This is a genomic window from Pseudomonas sp. Van50 (assembly GCF_055390755.1).
This window is the reverse complement of record NZ_AP024343.1, coordinates 185,511-200,839: the sequence shown is the minus strand read 5'-3', so window position 1 is coordinate 200,839 and position 15,329 is coordinate 185,511. Positions and strand designations below refer to the sequence as shown.

Genomic DNA, 15,329 nt, shown 5'->3' with positions numbered 1-15,329 from the left:
ATCCATGTCCCTACAAAGAGGTGGATTATAGAGGAAGAAACATTCAGCCACTCTTATCTGAAAGGCCGACTGGTTTTATCTGTGGGGCTGGTGATAATGCAACGGCGGTTTCTATCTTTATCGAGGGCCCTACAGCCTATGTGGTACGAAGGTTTTCTTGGCTTGTCGGCCTGGTCACTGGTGGCAGTCACCCTGCTGATGACCCACGTCACGATCATTGCCGTCACGGTCTATCTGCACCGTTATTCGGCCCATCGCTCCCTGGAGCTCAACGCCGGTCTCAAACACTTCTTCCGTTTCTGGCTGTGGCTGACCACGGCGCAGAACACCCGCGAGTGGACTGCCATCCACCGCAAGCACCACGCCAAATGCGAAACCGAGGATGACCCTCACAGTCCGGTCATCAAGGGCTTGTCCACCGTGCTGCGCAAAGGCGCCGAGCTGTATCGCGCCGAAGCGGAAAACCCGGAAACCCTGCGCATCTACGGCAAGAACTGCCCCGACGACTGGATCGAGCGCAACCTCTACAGCCGCTTCCCGCTGCTGGGCGTGGCGATCATGGGCGTCATCGACCTGCTGCTGTTCGGCACCATCGGCATCACCATCTGGGCCATCCAGATGATGTGGATTCCCGTCTGGGCCGCTGGCGTGGTCAACGGCCTGGGCCATGCCGTGGGCTACCGCAACTTCGAATGCCGCGACGCGGCGACCAACCTGGTGCCCTGGGGCATCCTGATCGGCGGCGAAGAACTGCACAACAACCACCACACCTACCCCAACTCGGCCAAGCTGTCGGTACGCAAATGGGAGTTCGACCTGGGCTGGGCCTGGATCCGGGTGTTCAGTTTCCTGCGCCTGGCCAAGGTCCAGCGCGTTGCGCCGATCGCCCACCGGGTCGAAGGCAAGGGTCACCTGGACATGGACACGGCCATGGCGATCCTCAACAACCGCTTCCAGATCATGGCGCAGTACCGCCGGCTGGTCATCGCGCCGCTGGTCAAGCAGGAACTGGAAAAAGTCGATCACTCGGTGCGTCACCAGTTCCACCGGGCCAAGCGGCTGCTGTCGCGGGAAACCAGCCTGCTGGACGACCGTCACCACGTGCGAATCCAGAACATGCTCGAACACAGCCAGGCACTGAAGGTAATCTACGAGAAACGCCTGGCCTTGCAGCAGATCTGGGTCAAGACCAGCAGCAACGGCCACGACATGCTCGCCGCCATCAAGGAATGGGTCAACGAGGCCGAAGCCAGCGGCATCCAGTCCCTGCGGGACTTCGCCGACCAGCTCAAGACCTACTCGCTACGGCCTGCCACGGCCTGACCAGGCAACTCCACCACTGTGGATGAGGGCTTTTTTGTGGCGAGGGAGCTCGCTCCCGCTGGGCTGCGCAGCAGCCCTTCTTTTCTTGTGAGCGCTTCGCGCTCAAGCGGGAGCAAGCTCCCTCGCCACAGGTCCAACACTTGGCATCTGACTCGCTAAATCCCCACGCCCTTCGTCGCCTGAAAAGGAACTTCGCCCCGAATCCCCTATCTCAAAGAGCACTTCGCCATCCAGGCGGGATTTGGAGAAAAGTGCGTGCAAAACAACAGCAGTGCACGCTCTTTGAGATTTGTGCCGATGGTCGACAAGAACCTACAGGATTACTCCCTACCTCATTGGCCCGAAGCGGCCCAGACGCTCATGGCGCTGATGCACGCCCAGGGCGAAGTGGCGCGCCTGAGCGAACGTGAGCAACTGTTCAGCTCGCTGCTGGTCAGCGTCAATGCCGTGCTGTGGGCGTTCAACTGGGAAACCCGACAAGTGCTGTATGTCAGCCCCGCCTACGAACGGATCTTCGGCCGCCCCGCCGGCCTGGTCCTGGCTGACTACAACGAATGGCGCGACGCAATCTACCCCGACGACCTGGAGTACGCCGAACGCAGCCTGGCCGAAGTGCTGGTCAAGGGGGCCGTCGAAGACCGTGAATACCGCATCATCGCCGGCGACGGCCAGGTTCGCTGGCTGAGCGACAAATGCTTCATCAACCGCCAGGCCGAGCCCGGGCAACCGGTGATCGTGGTCGGCATCGCCGAGGACATCACCGAAAAGAAGCTCTTGGAAAGTGAGCTGCAGCGATTGGCAACCACCGATGTGCTGACCCAGAGCAGCAATCGCCGGCACTTTTTCGAATGCGCCCACCGTGAATTCGAGCAGGCGCGACTACAAGGGACGCCTATGGCATTCCTGTTGCTGGACATCGATGACTTCAAGGTGATCAACGACACCTACGGTCATCAGGAAGGCGATACCGTGTTGCAGAAAATCGCCGAAAGCGGCCGGTCCGTGCTGCGACGCGGCGACCTGTTCGGGCGGATCGGTGGCGAAGAGTTCGCTGCGGTGTTCCCTGGCTGCCCCCCGACATGGCATTGCAAGTGGCTGAGCGGTTGCAGCGGGAAATCCAGCGCCTGATGTTCCGCTGGGGCGAACAGACCTTCGGCATTACTGTCAGCCAGGGCCTGACCGCCATTACCCCCGAAGACCCGTCCCTCGACAGCCTGTTCTCCCGCGCCGACGCGGCCATGTACGAGGCCAAGCGCAAGGGGAAGAACCGCATCATCGCGGCCTGACGCCAATCGCCGTGCAATTGAATCCAGTCATGCCACGGATCCTGTGGGAGCGAGCTTGCTCGCGATGAGGGCCTGACATTCAATGATGGGGTGACCGTCATGCCGCCATCGCGAGCAAGCTCGCTCCCACAGGGTTGGGCGCTGGCTTTATTTGCGGCGCAACCGTGTCAACTCTGGCAAGCCGATCTTCAGCAACCGTGCCGTGCGGCCACGGGCCAGCTCTTCAAGACCCTCATGGGCGGGCAGATGCGCCATCTGCGCTGCCATGTTCATCACCAAGGCTTCACGGGAATACACCCCGCCCCCCAGGCTATAGACCGCCGCGATCAACTCCCGAAGCTCCAACGGCAGACGCCAGCGGGCACGTAACGCCGAGCCGAAACTGGCGCCGAACGTGTCCAGCGAGTCGCCGACTTCCTCCGGTTCTTCCAGCTCGCCACCGGCCTGTTTCCACTCTTCAAGGCAGCGCAGCAACGCCAGGTCGCCCAGGCGATGCAACAACCCGGCGCAATAACAACGCTCCTGCTCCAGGTCCAACAACCGCGCCATCGTCCGGGCGTATTCGGCGGTGTGCAGCGACAGTGTCCAGTAACGCTCGGCATAATCCGCCAGACACGGAACGCTGAGCCGGGCGCAGCGCTTGAGGGTCAGGCCGAGTATCAGGTTCATGCTTTGCCCGGTGCCGAGCTGGTGCAGCGCCTGGGCCACGGTCTGCACCGGGCCACCGCCCTGATGCTGGGCAGCGCTGTTAGCCGCAGCGATCAGCACCGCGGTGATCTGCGGGTCGGTGCGGAGCTCTTCTTCGAGCAATTTCAGATCCAGCCCGCCGGGGTTGAGGCTGCGCTTGACCGCCACTTGCACATCGGTCATCAAGGGCGCGCCCTCGGACAGGTCACGCCGACGTTCCAGGAAGGTGGGCAAGGTCAGCCCCGGCCCCGGGACCGGCGCAGCGTTGGAGGTTTCTTCACCGCCGCCCACTAACAACCCTTGCAAACGCAAGGTCAGGCCTTCCCGGTTCAACGGCTTGGTCAAATACGCCGTCGGTGCCAGTGGAACGACCTCACGCACACTGGCGCTGTCGTTGCGCCGACTCATCAGAATGAACGGCAACGGCGCAGCTCGATGCTGTTGGCGAAGGCCACGCAGGATCGTCAGGCCATCGACACCCGGCAGTTCCCAATCGGCGATGACCAGGTCGTACACGTTATGCGCCAGCAAATCCAGGGCCTGTTGCCCCTCGCCGCAGGTGTCCACTCGGGCATCGCAGCGCACGCCCGACAGCACTTGCTCCAGCATCTCCCGGGACGCCGGGTCGGCCTCGGCGATCAACACACGCGGTACAGCGGGTAAAACCACAGCAGTCATTGCAACATCGCTCCCTTGCCATACATGCACCTTAGACAATGAAGGCCGTTCCAGACAGCTCAAACCTGCGGGATAAGCCCGCGGACATGAAAAAACCCGCCGAAGCGGGTTTTTTTGTGGATCAGTGCACAGTCAGCGTTCGTCAGATCAGAGCTCGGAGAAACACTCTTCGATGATCGCCAGGCCTTTGTCCAGTTGCTCGTCCGGCGAGGTCAGCGGCACCAGCACCCGCAGAACGTTGCCGTAGGTGCCGCAGGACAGCAGGATCAGGCCCTTGTCACGTGCCTTGGCCACCACCTGGGCCACTGCCGCTGCGTTCGGCTTGTGGGTGTCGCCGTTTTCGAACAGCTCCACGGCGATCATCGCACCCAAGGCACGGACTTCACCGATGACCGGGTACTTCTTCTGGATGGCCTTGAGGCCCGTGACCAGACGCTCGCCCACGGCCTTGCAGCGGTCCAGCAGGTGCTCTTCTTCAAACACCTCCATCACCGCCAACGCCGCCGCACAGGCGATCGGGCTACCGGCATAGGTGCCGCCCAGGCCACCTGGGGCGATGGCATCCATGTACTCGGCCTTGCCGCACACACCGGCCAACGGGAAGCCGCCAGCGATGGATTTGGCGAAGGTGGTCAGGTCGGCGGCAACGCCCATCTGTTCCATGGCGAAGAAGGTGCCGGTACGGCCAGCGCCAGTCTGGACTTCGTCAGCGATCAACAGAATGCCGTGCTGGTCGCACAGGGCGCGCAGGCGCTTCATGAACTCCTTGGGCGCCACATAGAAACCACCCTCGCCCTGTACCGGTTCGATGATGATGGCGGCGATGTCACGCGGCTCGGCGTCGTTCTTGAAGATGCGTTCGATGCTGGCGATGGAATCATCGATGCTCACGCCGTGCAGTTCGTTCGGGTACAGCGCGCGGAAGATACCGCCGGGCATCAGGCCCATGCCAGCCGAGTACGGCACGACTTTACCGGTCAGGCCCAAGGTCATCATGGTGCGACCGTGGTACGCGCCGGTGAAGGCGATCACACCGGCACGGCCAGTGGCGGCGCGGGCGATCTTCACGGCGTTTTCCACCGCTTCGGAACCGGTGGTGACCAGCAGGGTTTTCTTGGCGAAATCACCGGGCACCTTGGCGTTGATTTTTTCGCACACTTCCACGTACGGCTCGTAGGCCAGGACCTGGAAGCAGGTGTGGGTCAGCTTGTTCAACTGCGCGGTCACGGCGGCGATGATTTTCGGGTGCACGTGGCCGGTGTTCAGTACGGCGATACCACCGGCGAAGTCGATGAATTCACGACCTTCAACGTCGGTGACCGTGGCGTTCTTCGCCGACTCGGCGAAAATCGGGTGAATCTGGCCGACGCCACGTGGAACAGCGGCGGTACGGCGGGCCATCAAGTCAGCGTTAGTCTTGCTCATTACAGTCCTCATTCGCCGCTCATCGGTCGGCGTGGCTCAAGGAATACATGGCGGAAAGGCAACTGCGACAGCATGCGATGATCGACTGCCACAGCGTTCCCGACCACAAGAAACAGAACGGGTGAAGCACGCAAAGGGACAGCGCTCTCGTGCCCTTTGCGCTTGAAGCGGATCAGATACCCAGGCAGAGGTATTTGATTTCCAGGTAGTCCTCGATGCCGTACTTGGAACCTTCACGGCCCAGGCCCGACGCCTTGATGCCGCCGAACGGCGCGACTTCGTTGGAGATCAAACCAGTGTTGACGCCGACCATGCCGTATTCCAGGGCCTCGGCCACACGGAACACACGGCCCAGGTCGCGGGCATAGAAGTACGAAGCCAGGCCGAACTCGGTGTCGTTGGACATCGCGATCACTTCGGCTTCGTCTTTGAAGCGGAACAGCGGCGCCAGCGGACCGAAGGTTTCTTCCTTGGCCACGGCGGCATTGTTCGGTACGTTGGTCAGGATGGTCGGCTCGAAGAAGTTGCCTTCCATCGCCTTGCCGCCCGACAGCACGGTCGCGCCTTTGCTGACCGCATCGGCAATGTGTTCCTGCACCTTGGCGACCGCTTTGCCGTCGATCAAGGGACCGGTGGTGGTGCCATCGTCCAGGCCGTTGCCGATCTTGAGCTTGGCCACCGCCACTTTCAGTTTTTCAGCGAACGCGTCGTACACCGAATCCTGGATGTACAGGCGGTTGGCGCAGACGCAGGTCTGACCGTTGTTGCGGTATTTGGAAATGATCGCGCCTTCGACGGCCTTATCCAGGTCCGCGTCGTCGAACACGATGAACGGCGCGTTGCCGCCCAGTTCCAGGGAAACTTTCTTGATGTCCTTGGCGCATTCGGCCATCAGCTGGCGACCGATCTCGGTCGAGCCGGTGAACGACAGCTTGCGCACGATCGGGTTGCTGGTCAGCTCGCCACCGATGTCGCCGGCGCTGCCGGTCACTACACTCAACACGCCTTGCGGGATGCCAGCACGGTGCGCCAGCTCCACCAGGGCCAGGGCCGAGAACGGGGTTTGCGAAGCCGGCTTGATGACCATGGTGCAACCGGCAGCCAGGGCTGGACCAGCTTTACGGGTGATCATCGCCGCCGGGAAGTTCCACGGGGTAATGGCCGCGGTCACGCCGATCGGCTGCTTGATCACGATCAGGCGCTTGTCGGGCTGATGGCCGGGAATCACGTCACCGTAGATGCGCTTGGCTTCTTCGGCAAACCACTCGATGAACGAGGCAGCGTAGACGATCTCGCCCTTGGCTTCGGCCAGTGGCTTGCCTTGTTCCAGGGTCATCAGGCGACCGAGGTCGTCCTGGTTTTCGATCAGCAATTCGTACCAGCGGCGCAGCTTGTTGGCGCGTTCCTTGGCGGTCAGTGCACGCCAGGCCGGCAGTGCCTTGTCGGCGGCTTCAATCGCCCGGCGGGTTTCGGCCGCGCCCATCTTCGGCACGGTGCCCAACACTTCGCCCGTCGCCGGGTTGGTGACCTTGATCGTCTGACCATTGTCCGCATCGACCCAAGCGCCATCGATAAAGGCTTGCTGGCGGAACAACTGGGTGTCTTTAAGCTGCATGTCGGCTTTCCTTAACAGCACCGCGCGCACGCGGAGCGAATTAGATTTGTAGAAAGGCGCCTCGGGGGCTGCCGTCAGGGAAATCATTCACCGGGCTGAAGCACAGAAATAACGCACATAAGCACAGACGTGCGGTTCAGCACCCAGACAAGAGCGTTTGAAATCTCAAACGAATCCTAGGGCCGATGGGGGTGAAGGACAAGAGCCTGTTCGAAAAAAAGAACGAAAAAACCGAATTTGCCCGTTTTTTCTGATCAGCGTAGCCGATGCCCACCTAGGCTTATGAAAACACCGGCAAATCAGCAGCATGGACGCCCGCATTGCATATGAGTATCATGGCGCCCGCGTCGCACCAGTAGCTCAGCTGGATAGAGTACTGCCCTCCGAAGGCAGGGGTCGTGGGTTCGAATCCCGCCTGGTGCACCATATAGCAGTCTAGACCTGTCTCAGACAGTCTACGAAACACCCCAAGAAGCCCGCCCTGTGCGGGCTTTCTTGTTTCTGGCTATATCATGTGTTCAATACCTGATGCATCGAGTGAATCGCTGAGGTTTCCAGCACTTTCTTCATGACCTCGAACTGTAGACCCGGTCGGATGGGAACCCCAAACCTGTCGTCGTCATAAGGAAAAGGTTCGGTTTCACCTGTTTTGCAATAGCCCCGACGCTCATACCACTTTATCAACGTGTCCCGCGCTTCAAGCACCGTCATATGAATACACTCAGCGCCGCGTGATTGGCACCATTGCTCCGCGGCGGCGAGCAAGCGCCGTCCACACTGAGCATTCTGTTTTTTTGGATCGATTGCCAATGACCCGAGATACCAAGTCCCCGCCTGCACTGGCTCAACCCATACACACCCGAGGATGTTTTCTCGCTTCTTCCATACCAATAACGAAGCGAGCGGTTTCTGTGCAATCTCAGTCCTGAGCGTTGTTTCCGAAATACGATCTCCGCTAATCAGACCCGTTTCTGTCGTCCACCCTGCTCCTTCCCCTTCGCCGCGATATGCCCGATTGAGTAATAAAACGACTCCAGCAACATCTGCATCACAAGCGGGTCGCAAGCTGACAGGGTTAAGGCGATCAACGCGCTCAGCTAGAGACTCCTCGGCCAAGCGATTTTCCAGAGTATCCAGCTGTTCCAGAAAAGGACCCGACATCCCGGCTAATAAGTCGCGAACCACGATATCAATCAGTGGCCATACGACTTGGCGGCCTTGATCGACGGCAGCCCTCCCCGCCTCCGTCAGTTCGACGAGGGACTGCCGCTTGTCTTTCTCCCCCGGCTCGAGACAACGAGCCCTTCGTCCGTCAGCCGGTTTACACTTTTTGTCATTGCAGGCTGGCTCACCCGGATGGCTCGGGCGAGATCCCCAACAGTGCAGCCTTTGGAGCCATCGAGCAGCACGAGAACCGGAAACAGCCCTGGTGGGACTAATGTACCCACATCGCTAGCCAACAGACTCGCATCTGCTTGCATCTGCTCGGCAAGTCGCTTGAGACGGCTGCCTAAAAAGACATAGGGCATTTCTCGTAAAATATCCATAACATCTCCGGGATTTGTATAACCAGTTATACAAACTCCCTGGAGCTTGTCAAATCAGGTGGCTGTAGAGATGGTCTGAATGGGCACAGAAGCCGCCAAGCCCGGCTGCGCCCCGATGGTCGTAGCCGCCAGGACGCCAGACGCGATTCTCAATGGATCATCAGCCCGTCGGTTTAACTCAACGCTTGCGCAACGCCTCCAACCGCGCCGGCAGGTCTTCCTCGGGAAAGCGCTTATGCAGCGCCAGCAGCTTCTCATCAGCGGCCTTGCTCTCACCCGCCTCGCGCAAGCGCAGGATTTCCATCAGGCCTTGCTCCAGCGATGGCAATGCTGCCGGCGCGGATTTGCTCATTTTTGCCGCGGGCTTTTCCGCCAAGGATTGCACAGGGCTTGCCGGGGCCCGGGCCAGTTCGCCCTGGGGCGCCATTCGGGTGATCGGGGCCGGGGCGGGCATGGCCGGTGGTGGTGCGGCGGCAACGGCAGGCGCTTGCCGATCGGCGGAAAACTCCATCGAGGCGGGTGAGGCCAGCTCCTCGTGGGGCACGGGTGAGCGCAATACCAGGCCGATCATTAGCGCCACGCCGGCGACCGTGGCGAATGCCATTTGCCAGCGCGGCCGTTGGCAGGCTTGCAGCCAGCGTTGCCACAGGCTTGGCGTGGGTGTCGGTGCTTCGCGACGGGCGGTGGCCAGGATGAAGGCGTCCAGGGAGGCCGGCGGCTCGCCGCTGGTGTGTTGGCGGAAATGCTCGATCAGCACTTCGTCGTTGGGATCCGGGGTGTGTTTGGCGTCGATCATGCGGGTACCTCCTCGGCCAGCAGTCGCTGCAATTTCTGCTGGGCGTAACGCAAGCGGCTTTTGACCGTTTCCAGCGGGGCACCGGTCAGGGCGGCAATCTGTGGCAGCTCCAGGTCGCCATGCAGGCGCAGCAGGAAGACTTCTCGCTGATCCTCGGGCAAGGCCTGCAATGCGGCGTCGAGACGCGCCTGGTCGCGGCTCAGGCTCAGCTGTTGCTCGGGGCTGCCGGTGTCGTCGGGCTGGACGTGCAGTTGCTCGTCATAACTGTCGTGCAGCGGGTTGTGGACACCCTGTCTGCGCCAGTGGTCGATCAAGCGGTTGCGGGCAATCTGGAACAACCAGGTACGAAAACTCGCCCGGCCTTGTGGCTGGGTGGCGCTGCGAATCAGGCTGAGCCAGGTGTCCTGGAAAACTTCCTCGGCCAGCTCGGCTTTGTTGCTCAAGGACAGCAGGAAACGGTAAAGCCCTTGCCGATGACGGGCGTACAGGACTTCGAAAGAAGCCCCGTCGCCATTGCGGTAGCGGGCCAGCAGCGATTCGTCGCTGGGAGAATCAAGCACAGCGGGCATGTGGGGGGCGAACTCCTTTCCGGTCATTGCAACACAGTCCTGGCAGACAACAAGGGAGCCCTGTGGGAGCGAGCTTGCTCGCGATGGCGTCCGATCAGTCAATGACGAACATGATCGGTCTACTGCTATCGCGAGCAAGCTCGCTCCCACATTGATGATCCTCGTTTGTAGTCAGGCTCAGCGCTTGGCCGCAGGCTCCAGGCTCTGGGCCAGTTCCACCAACTGCACAAACTCCGAGCGCAGCCCAAACGGATCATCACCGCGGGCCGAGCGCGCCAATTGCGCAGTGTCCTTCAAGGTCATCGTCCCAGTGTAGCGTCCATCACCCTTGAGCTGTTGGGCGAAGGCGGCAACAGCGGCCGAGAAACGCAGGTCATCGCTGGGCTTGCGGTCGTTCTGCACGCTGGCAATGGGATGCTCGATCAATCGACTGCTTCCGCCCTCGGCCGGCTTGTAGCGTACGCGCAACATCGCCAATTCGCCTGACGTGCTCTGCGACTTGGGCGTGCTTGCATAGCGCAGCGGTTCCAACCAGCCCGGCGCACCCTTCGGCACGATTTCATACAACGCCGTCACCGTATGCCCGGCGCCGATCTCGCCTGCGTCGACCTTGTCGTTGTTGAAATCCTCACGCTTCAATGCGCGGTTCTCATAGCCCAGCAGTCGATACTCACTGACCTGGGCAGGGTTGAACTCCACCTGCAACTTCACGTCCCGGGCGACCACCGCCAGGGTGGAACTGAGCTGGTCCACCAGGACCTTGCGCGCTTCGAGCAGGTTGTCGATGTAGGCGTAGTTACCGTCACCGGCGTCGGCCAATTGCTCCATCAGGTGCTCGTTGTAGTTATCCACACCGAAGCCCAGTGTCGTCAGGGAGACGCCGCTTTTACGCTGGTCCACCGCCATCTGCTTGAGGCTGTCGAAATCACTGATGCCAACGTTGAAGTCGCCATCGGTGGCCAGCAGGATGCGGTTGATGCCTTTGTCGATGAAGCTCTCCCGCGCCATCTGATAGGCCAGTTCGATACCCGAGGCACCTGCGGTGGAACCACCGGCGTCGAGTTGATCGATGGCGTTGCGGATTGCCACCTTGTCGCGGCCCGAAGTGGGCTTGAGCACCACCCGGGATTCGCCGGCATAGACCACCAGGGACACCCGGTCCTGATCGCGCAATTGGTCCACCAGCAGTTTCAGCGTGCTCTTGACCAGCGGCAGGCCTTCGCGACGGTCCATGGAGCCGGAAACGTCCACCAGGAAGACCAGGTTGGCCGGCGCCAGGTCCGCCACGGCGCGGTCGCTGGCCTTGATGCCGATGCGCAGCAAACGGGTGTGGGGGTTCCACGGTGAGGGGGCGACCTCGGTGGTCACGCCAAAAGGTGAACCGTCGCTGGGCAGGGCGTAGGCGTAAGGGAAGTAGTTGACCATTTCCTCCAATCGCACAGCCCCTTCGGGCGGCAGGCTACCTTGGTTGAGGAACCGTCGCACATTGGCATAGCTGCCGGTATCGACATCCACGCTGAAGGTCGACACGGGTGTTTCGGCCACGCTGTGGATGGGGTTGTCCGGCAGCTTTTCGTACTGTTCACGCGGTTCGGCACGGTAACCCGCGGCAATGGCATCGTTCGCAACGCTGGGAGCGGGCATTGATGCCGGCTTCATGAGCATGCGCTTGACCGTCGACTGGGGCCCTTGGGCGATCTCGCCTTGCGGCACCACGCTGGGCGCCACAGGCACCGGTTCGGACGGCTGGGCAGCCTCTCGGGAGGAAGACAACCCACAACCGGCCAACGCCACCAGCAAAGTCACGGCGAAGCCTTGGGCAGCAGGACGCATAAAGGGAAATGGACGGGACATGGGTTGAACCTCGTGAATGAATGATTCGTACACAGGCTCAGACGCAAGGCACGCGCGGTTCGGGTTAACCGGTCGAAATTATTTTTCCGGCGGCTGACAACCCTCGCCATTTTCCTCTACAGCCCCTTGATACCTTTGCGGTTTTCCCTCAAGTTACCGCCCCCCGAATCGAGACACTAAAGTGCCATCAACCCTATAAGGACATTCCGTGTTCAAAACGCTCCTCAAGGCCAGCGCCCTGGTCGCCACCCTATCGATGACCGGCTGCGTGTCCTACACCGTCACCGGCCCGGTGGGCGCCCCGCAGCACCCTGCTCCCGTGAGCAGCCCGCGTATCGCACAAATCGCCGATGTCGCCGTGACTGCAGCCGATGTCAACGATGCAACCCGCACGGCCATCAGCCGCTCGCTCACGGCCCAGCTCAATCAGTACGTACAGACCGGCGGCTACTTCAAGCAGGTCACCGAATACCCGACGCGCCTGGGCGAGAATGACGTACTGCTCAAGTTCGACATGACCTCCCTCAAGGGCCATCGCGCCCCGCACCCAGGCTACTTCCCCGGCGCGTTGCTGACCCTGACGATCTGGATCTGGGTGAACGGCCCGATCTACGTCGACAGTTTCGATGTCGCCGGCAACCTGAAGATCGTCGACCGCGACGGCAAGGAACTGGCAGCGGCCAAGGAAGAGGTCAAGCTCGAGCGCAACGTTGGTTTGTACGGCCGCGAATACTGGGCGCCGACCATGGGCGCCCAACAGCTGAATCAGTTGGTCGCACAACTGCTGGACACCGCCACCGCGCGCCTGGCCAAACAATAAGGAGCAACACATGATGGGTTTCATCAAACACAGCCTGGTACTGGCCGCCGTCCTGCTGACCGGTTGCGTGTCCTACTCGCAACACGAATTGCCCGACGTGAAGACCTGGCCGCCAGCCGCCGCCACGCCAGCGGCCAAACCCAGCGCCTTCGTGCGCACCACCGCGCAGAACCAGGTCAACAGCGGCCCGGCCGTTGCCGCCTCGGGCGCCCAGGCCACCGCGTGGGAAACCTCCGTGGCCGAGACGTTCCGCGACTCCGGACGCTTCGCGCGGGTCAGCACCGACAAGGTCGAGTCGGACATCTACGCCGAAGCCACCTTGAGCAACAACGAGCAGTTCAGCATGGCCTCGGCCATCATCACCGGCGCGACCTTCTTCGTGATCCCGTCCACGGCCGAAAACACCTTCACCCTCGAAACGGTGTTCAAGGACAAGGACGGCAAGGAACTGGGGCGCGTGCAGAAGAGTGAATCGGTGCGCACCTGGATGCACTTGGTACTGATCTTTGGCATTCCGTTCCAGCAGGACACCCGCGACGTGGTGCAGGCGCTGACACGTAGTACGTTGGAAGAGGCGGTGCAGCGGCGGTTGCTGTAACACCACCCGTTGGCGTCACAGTGGCGAGGGAGCCAGCTCCCGCCGGGCTGCGAAGCGGCCCTTGCATGGGTGCTTCGCACTCAAGCGGGAGCAAGCCCCTCGCCACAGATCATTTCAACCTTGGACAGTATTGCGACTCGCCTCACCAGCCCCGATTTCCACCACGGTTTTTCCTTTCCCACGCCCCTCGGCTACCTGCGCAAAGGCCTCATTGACCTCCCCCAGGCCAAACCGGGTTTGATCCACCTTGATCCGCAACACTCCGGCCTCAACCAATGCTGCTGCCTCGCGCAAAATCTGGCCATGGTGCTCGCGTCCCTTTCCGGTCAGCAGCGGCATCAACGTAAACACTCCGGAATAGCTCGCTCCCCGGAACGACAACGGCGCGAGGCTGTGCTGGCCCCAACCGAGGCAGCTGAGCACATGGCCGGTGTAGGTTTTTACCGCGTTGAATGAAGCATCCAGGGTCGAGCCACCAACGGTGTCGTAGACGATGTCGAAGCCTTCGCCATCGGTGTACAGGCGCACGTAGCTGTCGGTGTCCTGGGTCCGATAGTCGATGGCTGAGGCGCCCAGTTCGCGGATGAAATCCAGGCTGCTGGCCGAACCCGTGGCGTAGACCTCGGCGCCACGGGCCTTGGCGATTTGCACGGCCATTTGGCCAACGCCGCCCGCGCCGCCATGAATCAGCACCTGTTGCCCGGCCCGGACGTTGGCGCGGTCTACCAATCCTTCCCAGGCCGTGATGAATGCCAGTGGCAAGGCGGCCGCATCGCGCATGCTCAATGAGCGGGGCTTGGGCGCAATCAGGCGGGCATCGACCGCGATGTACTCGGCCAGCGCGCCTTGCGCCCCGCCGATTCCGCCGGCCATGCCGAACACCTCGTCGCCAGGTGCGAAGTCATCCACGCCTTCGCCCCGCTCAACCACCGTCCCTGCCAGGTCGATCCCCAATACGGCGGGTAACGGCTGGCGTGCATGGGCACCGCCTCCCGCCGCGATCTTGGTATCCAGCGGGTTGATTCCGGCGGCATGCACCTTGATCAATACTTGGCCTTTGCCGGGAACGGGCCGGGCGATGGAACGGACAATCAGCGGCGCCTGAGCGGTTTCGGCAACGACGGCGAACATGGTGTTGTTCATGACGGTAAACCTCCAATAAGTGGGCAGGTTCATCATGCGAGCGAAGACGCATTCCGATAAGTGAGCAACAATGGATAGGATTTATTCCAGACAGAGGCCAAATCCTGATGGATCTGCTCGATGCAATGCAGGTGTTCGTGCGCGTAGTGGAGCGCGGCTCGTTCTCGGCGGTCGCCAGGGAGCTGAACCTGGGCCAACCGGCGGTGAGCAAACAGATCCGTGCATTGGAGCAACATCTGGGCGGGGCGCTGTTCGCCCGCAGCACTCGCCATCTGGCGCTGACCGATCAGGGACAGCGCTTCTACACCGAGAGTAAGGACATACTCGCCAGCGTGGACGCCGCGCGGCTCAGTTTCGCCAGTGGCCAGGAACAGATCGCCGGCCTTCTGCGGGTGGCGGCGCCCGTCAGTTTCGGCCGGTTGTGTATCGCGCCCCTGGTGGGCGAGTTCCTGACCCATCACCCACAGCTTCGTATCGACTTGAGGCTGAGCGACCAGAACGAAGATGTATTGAAGGAAAACATCGACCTTGCCATTCGCATCGGCGTGGTGAAAAACGAAGGGCTGGTGGCGATTTCCCTCGGTGATAGCCCGCGCCGGGTATACGGCTCCCCTGCTTACCTGCAACAGCACGGCACGCCCCTCGAACCGGCCGACCTGGCCCGCCATAACTGTTTGGCGTTCACGCTGCTGGAGCATTACGACGTCTGGCGATTCGAGCAGGATGGCCGACAGCACAGCGTAACGATCAAGGGCAACGTCACCTGCAACAGCAGCGAGGCGATCCGGGAAATGGTGCTGTCGGGCCTGGGCGTTTCGCTTTCACCGCAGTGGTTGTTCGCTGCCGATGTCCGCCAGGGAACCGTCTGCCCCCTGCTTGCCGATTACCAACCGCTGGCGCTGCCCATCAGCGCCGTGTTCAGTCTCGACCGACGCCGCTCGGCACGAACCCGAGCCTTTGTGGATTTTTTGCGCGAGCGTCTTTGAAC

At 61.4% G+C, this 15,329-nt stretch carries 13 protein-coding genes, 1 tRNA gene and 1 pseudogene; 6 read left to right on the top strand and 9 right to left on the bottom strand.

Annotated features, from left to right (window positions below):
* The first annotated feature begins 138 nt into the window (after window positions 1-138).
* Together desA and ACZ5M5_RS00925 are read left to right on the top strand one after the other, a co-directional pair.
* Complete coding sequence (gene desA / locus ACZ5M5_RS00930) at window positions 139-1,323, top strand: delta-9 fatty acid desaturase DesA (RefSeq protein WP_060739765.1); 1,185 nt, start codon at window positions 139-141, stop codon at window positions 1,321-1,323.
* A gap of 297 nt (window positions 1,324-1,620) precedes the next feature.
* Window positions 1,621-2,609: pseudogene (locus ACZ5M5_RS00925) on the top strand (GGDEF domain-containing protein).
* 147 nt (window positions 2,610-2,756) lie between these two features.
* Here the strand turns inward: ACZ5M5_RS00925 and ACZ5M5_RS00920 are convergent.
* The 3 genes from ACZ5M5_RS00920 to gabD form a co-directional block, all read right to left on the bottom strand.
* Window positions 2,757-3,974, bottom strand: a complete 1,218-nt coding sequence (locus ACZ5M5_RS00920) for an HDOD domain-containing protein (RefSeq protein WP_060739767.1) — start codon at window positions 3,972-3,974, stop codon at window positions 2,757-2,759.
* A gap of 147 nt (window positions 3,975-4,121) precedes the next feature.
* Window positions 4,122-5,399, bottom strand: a complete 1,278-nt coding sequence (gene gabT, locus ACZ5M5_RS00915) for a 4-aminobutyrate--2-oxoglutarate transaminase (protein WP_060739768.1) — start codon at window positions 5,397-5,399, stop codon at window positions 4,122-4,124.
* Between the two features lie 172 nt (window positions 5,400-5,571).
* The gene (gene gabD, locus ACZ5M5_RS00910) at window positions 5,572-7,014 is read right to left on the bottom strand and encodes an NADP-dependent succinate-semialdehyde dehydrogenase (protein WP_018606643.1); all 1,443 of its coding nucleotides are present in this window, start codon (window positions 7,012-7,014) and stop codon (window positions 5,572-5,574) included.
* A 349-nt stretch (window positions 7,015-7,363) separates the two neighbouring features.
* Between gabD and ACZ5M5_RS00905 the strand changes: the two genes are divergently transcribed.
* Window positions 7,364-7,440, top strand: a tRNA-Arg gene (locus ACZ5M5_RS00905).
* Between the two features lie 84 nt (window positions 7,441-7,524).
* Here ACZ5M5_RS00905 and ACZ5M5_RS00900 read toward each other — a convergent pair.
* From ACZ5M5_RS00900 to ACZ5M5_RS00880, 5 genes are all read right to left on the bottom strand, one after another.
* On the bottom strand, window positions 7,525-8,199 hold the full coding sequence (locus tag ACZ5M5_RS00900; RefSeq protein ID WP_464738453.1) for a GNAT family N-acetyltransferase: 675 nt from the start codon (window positions 8,197-8,199) through the stop codon (window positions 7,525-7,527).
* Between the two features lie 62 nt (window positions 8,200-8,261).
* Window positions 8,262-8,561, bottom strand: coding sequence for a MarR family winged helix-turn-helix transcriptional regulator (locus ACZ5M5_RS00895; protein WP_464738452.1), 300 nt, complete (start codon window positions 8,559-8,561; stop codon window positions 8,262-8,264).
* A gap of 178 nt (window positions 8,562-8,739) precedes the next feature.
* Complete coding sequence (locus ACZ5M5_RS00890) at window positions 8,740-9,357, bottom strand: hypothetical protein (protein WP_464738451.1); 618 nt, start codon at window positions 9,355-9,357, stop codon at window positions 8,740-8,742.
* Complete coding sequence (locus ACZ5M5_RS00885; RefSeq protein WP_464738450.1) at window positions 9,354-9,926, bottom strand: RNA polymerase sigma factor; 573 nt, start codon at window positions 9,924-9,926, stop codon at window positions 9,354-9,356. The genes ACZ5M5_RS00890 and ACZ5M5_RS00885 overlap by 4 nt, the downstream gene beginning before the upstream one ends.
* A 177-nt stretch (window positions 9,927-10,103) precedes the next feature.
* Window positions 10,104-11,780 (bottom strand): vWA domain-containing protein, encoded by a 1,677-nt coding sequence (locus tag ACZ5M5_RS00880; RefSeq protein ID WP_464738449.1) that lies wholly within the window; start codon window positions 11,778-11,780, stop codon window positions 10,104-10,106.
* 208 nt (window positions 11,781-11,988) lie between these two features.
* Between ACZ5M5_RS00880 and ACZ5M5_RS00875 the strand changes: the two genes are divergently transcribed.
* Both ACZ5M5_RS00875 and ACZ5M5_RS00870 read left to right on the top strand, forming a co-directional pair.
* Window positions 11,989-12,600, top strand: a complete 612-nt coding sequence (locus tag ACZ5M5_RS00875; RefSeq protein ID WP_464738448.1) for a hypothetical protein — start codon at window positions 11,989-11,991, stop codon at window positions 12,598-12,600.
* A gap of 10 nt (window positions 12,601-12,610) precedes the next feature.
* A complete protein-coding gene (locus ACZ5M5_RS00870; RefSeq protein WP_060739774.1) occupies window positions 12,611-13,198 on the top strand; it encodes a hypothetical protein in 588 nt (195 codons plus the stop codon).
* 114 nt (window positions 13,199-13,312) lie between these two features.
* On the opposite strand, the gene ACZ5M5_RS00865 is transcribed toward ACZ5M5_RS00870, so the two are convergent.
* Window positions 13,313-14,341, bottom strand: coding sequence for a zinc-dependent alcohol dehydrogenase family protein (locus ACZ5M5_RS00865; protein WP_464738447.1), 1,029 nt, complete (start codon window positions 14,339-14,341; stop codon window positions 13,313-13,315).
* A gap of 107 nt (window positions 14,342-14,448) precedes the next feature.
* Here ACZ5M5_RS00865 and ACZ5M5_RS00860 point away from each other — a divergent pair, with 107 nt between their 5' ends.
* Window positions 14,449-15,327, top strand: a complete 879-nt coding sequence (locus ACZ5M5_RS00860) for a LysR family transcriptional regulator (RefSeq protein WP_464738446.1) — start codon at window positions 14,449-14,451, stop codon at window positions 15,325-15,327.
* Window positions 15,328-15,329: the final 2 nt, after the last annotated feature.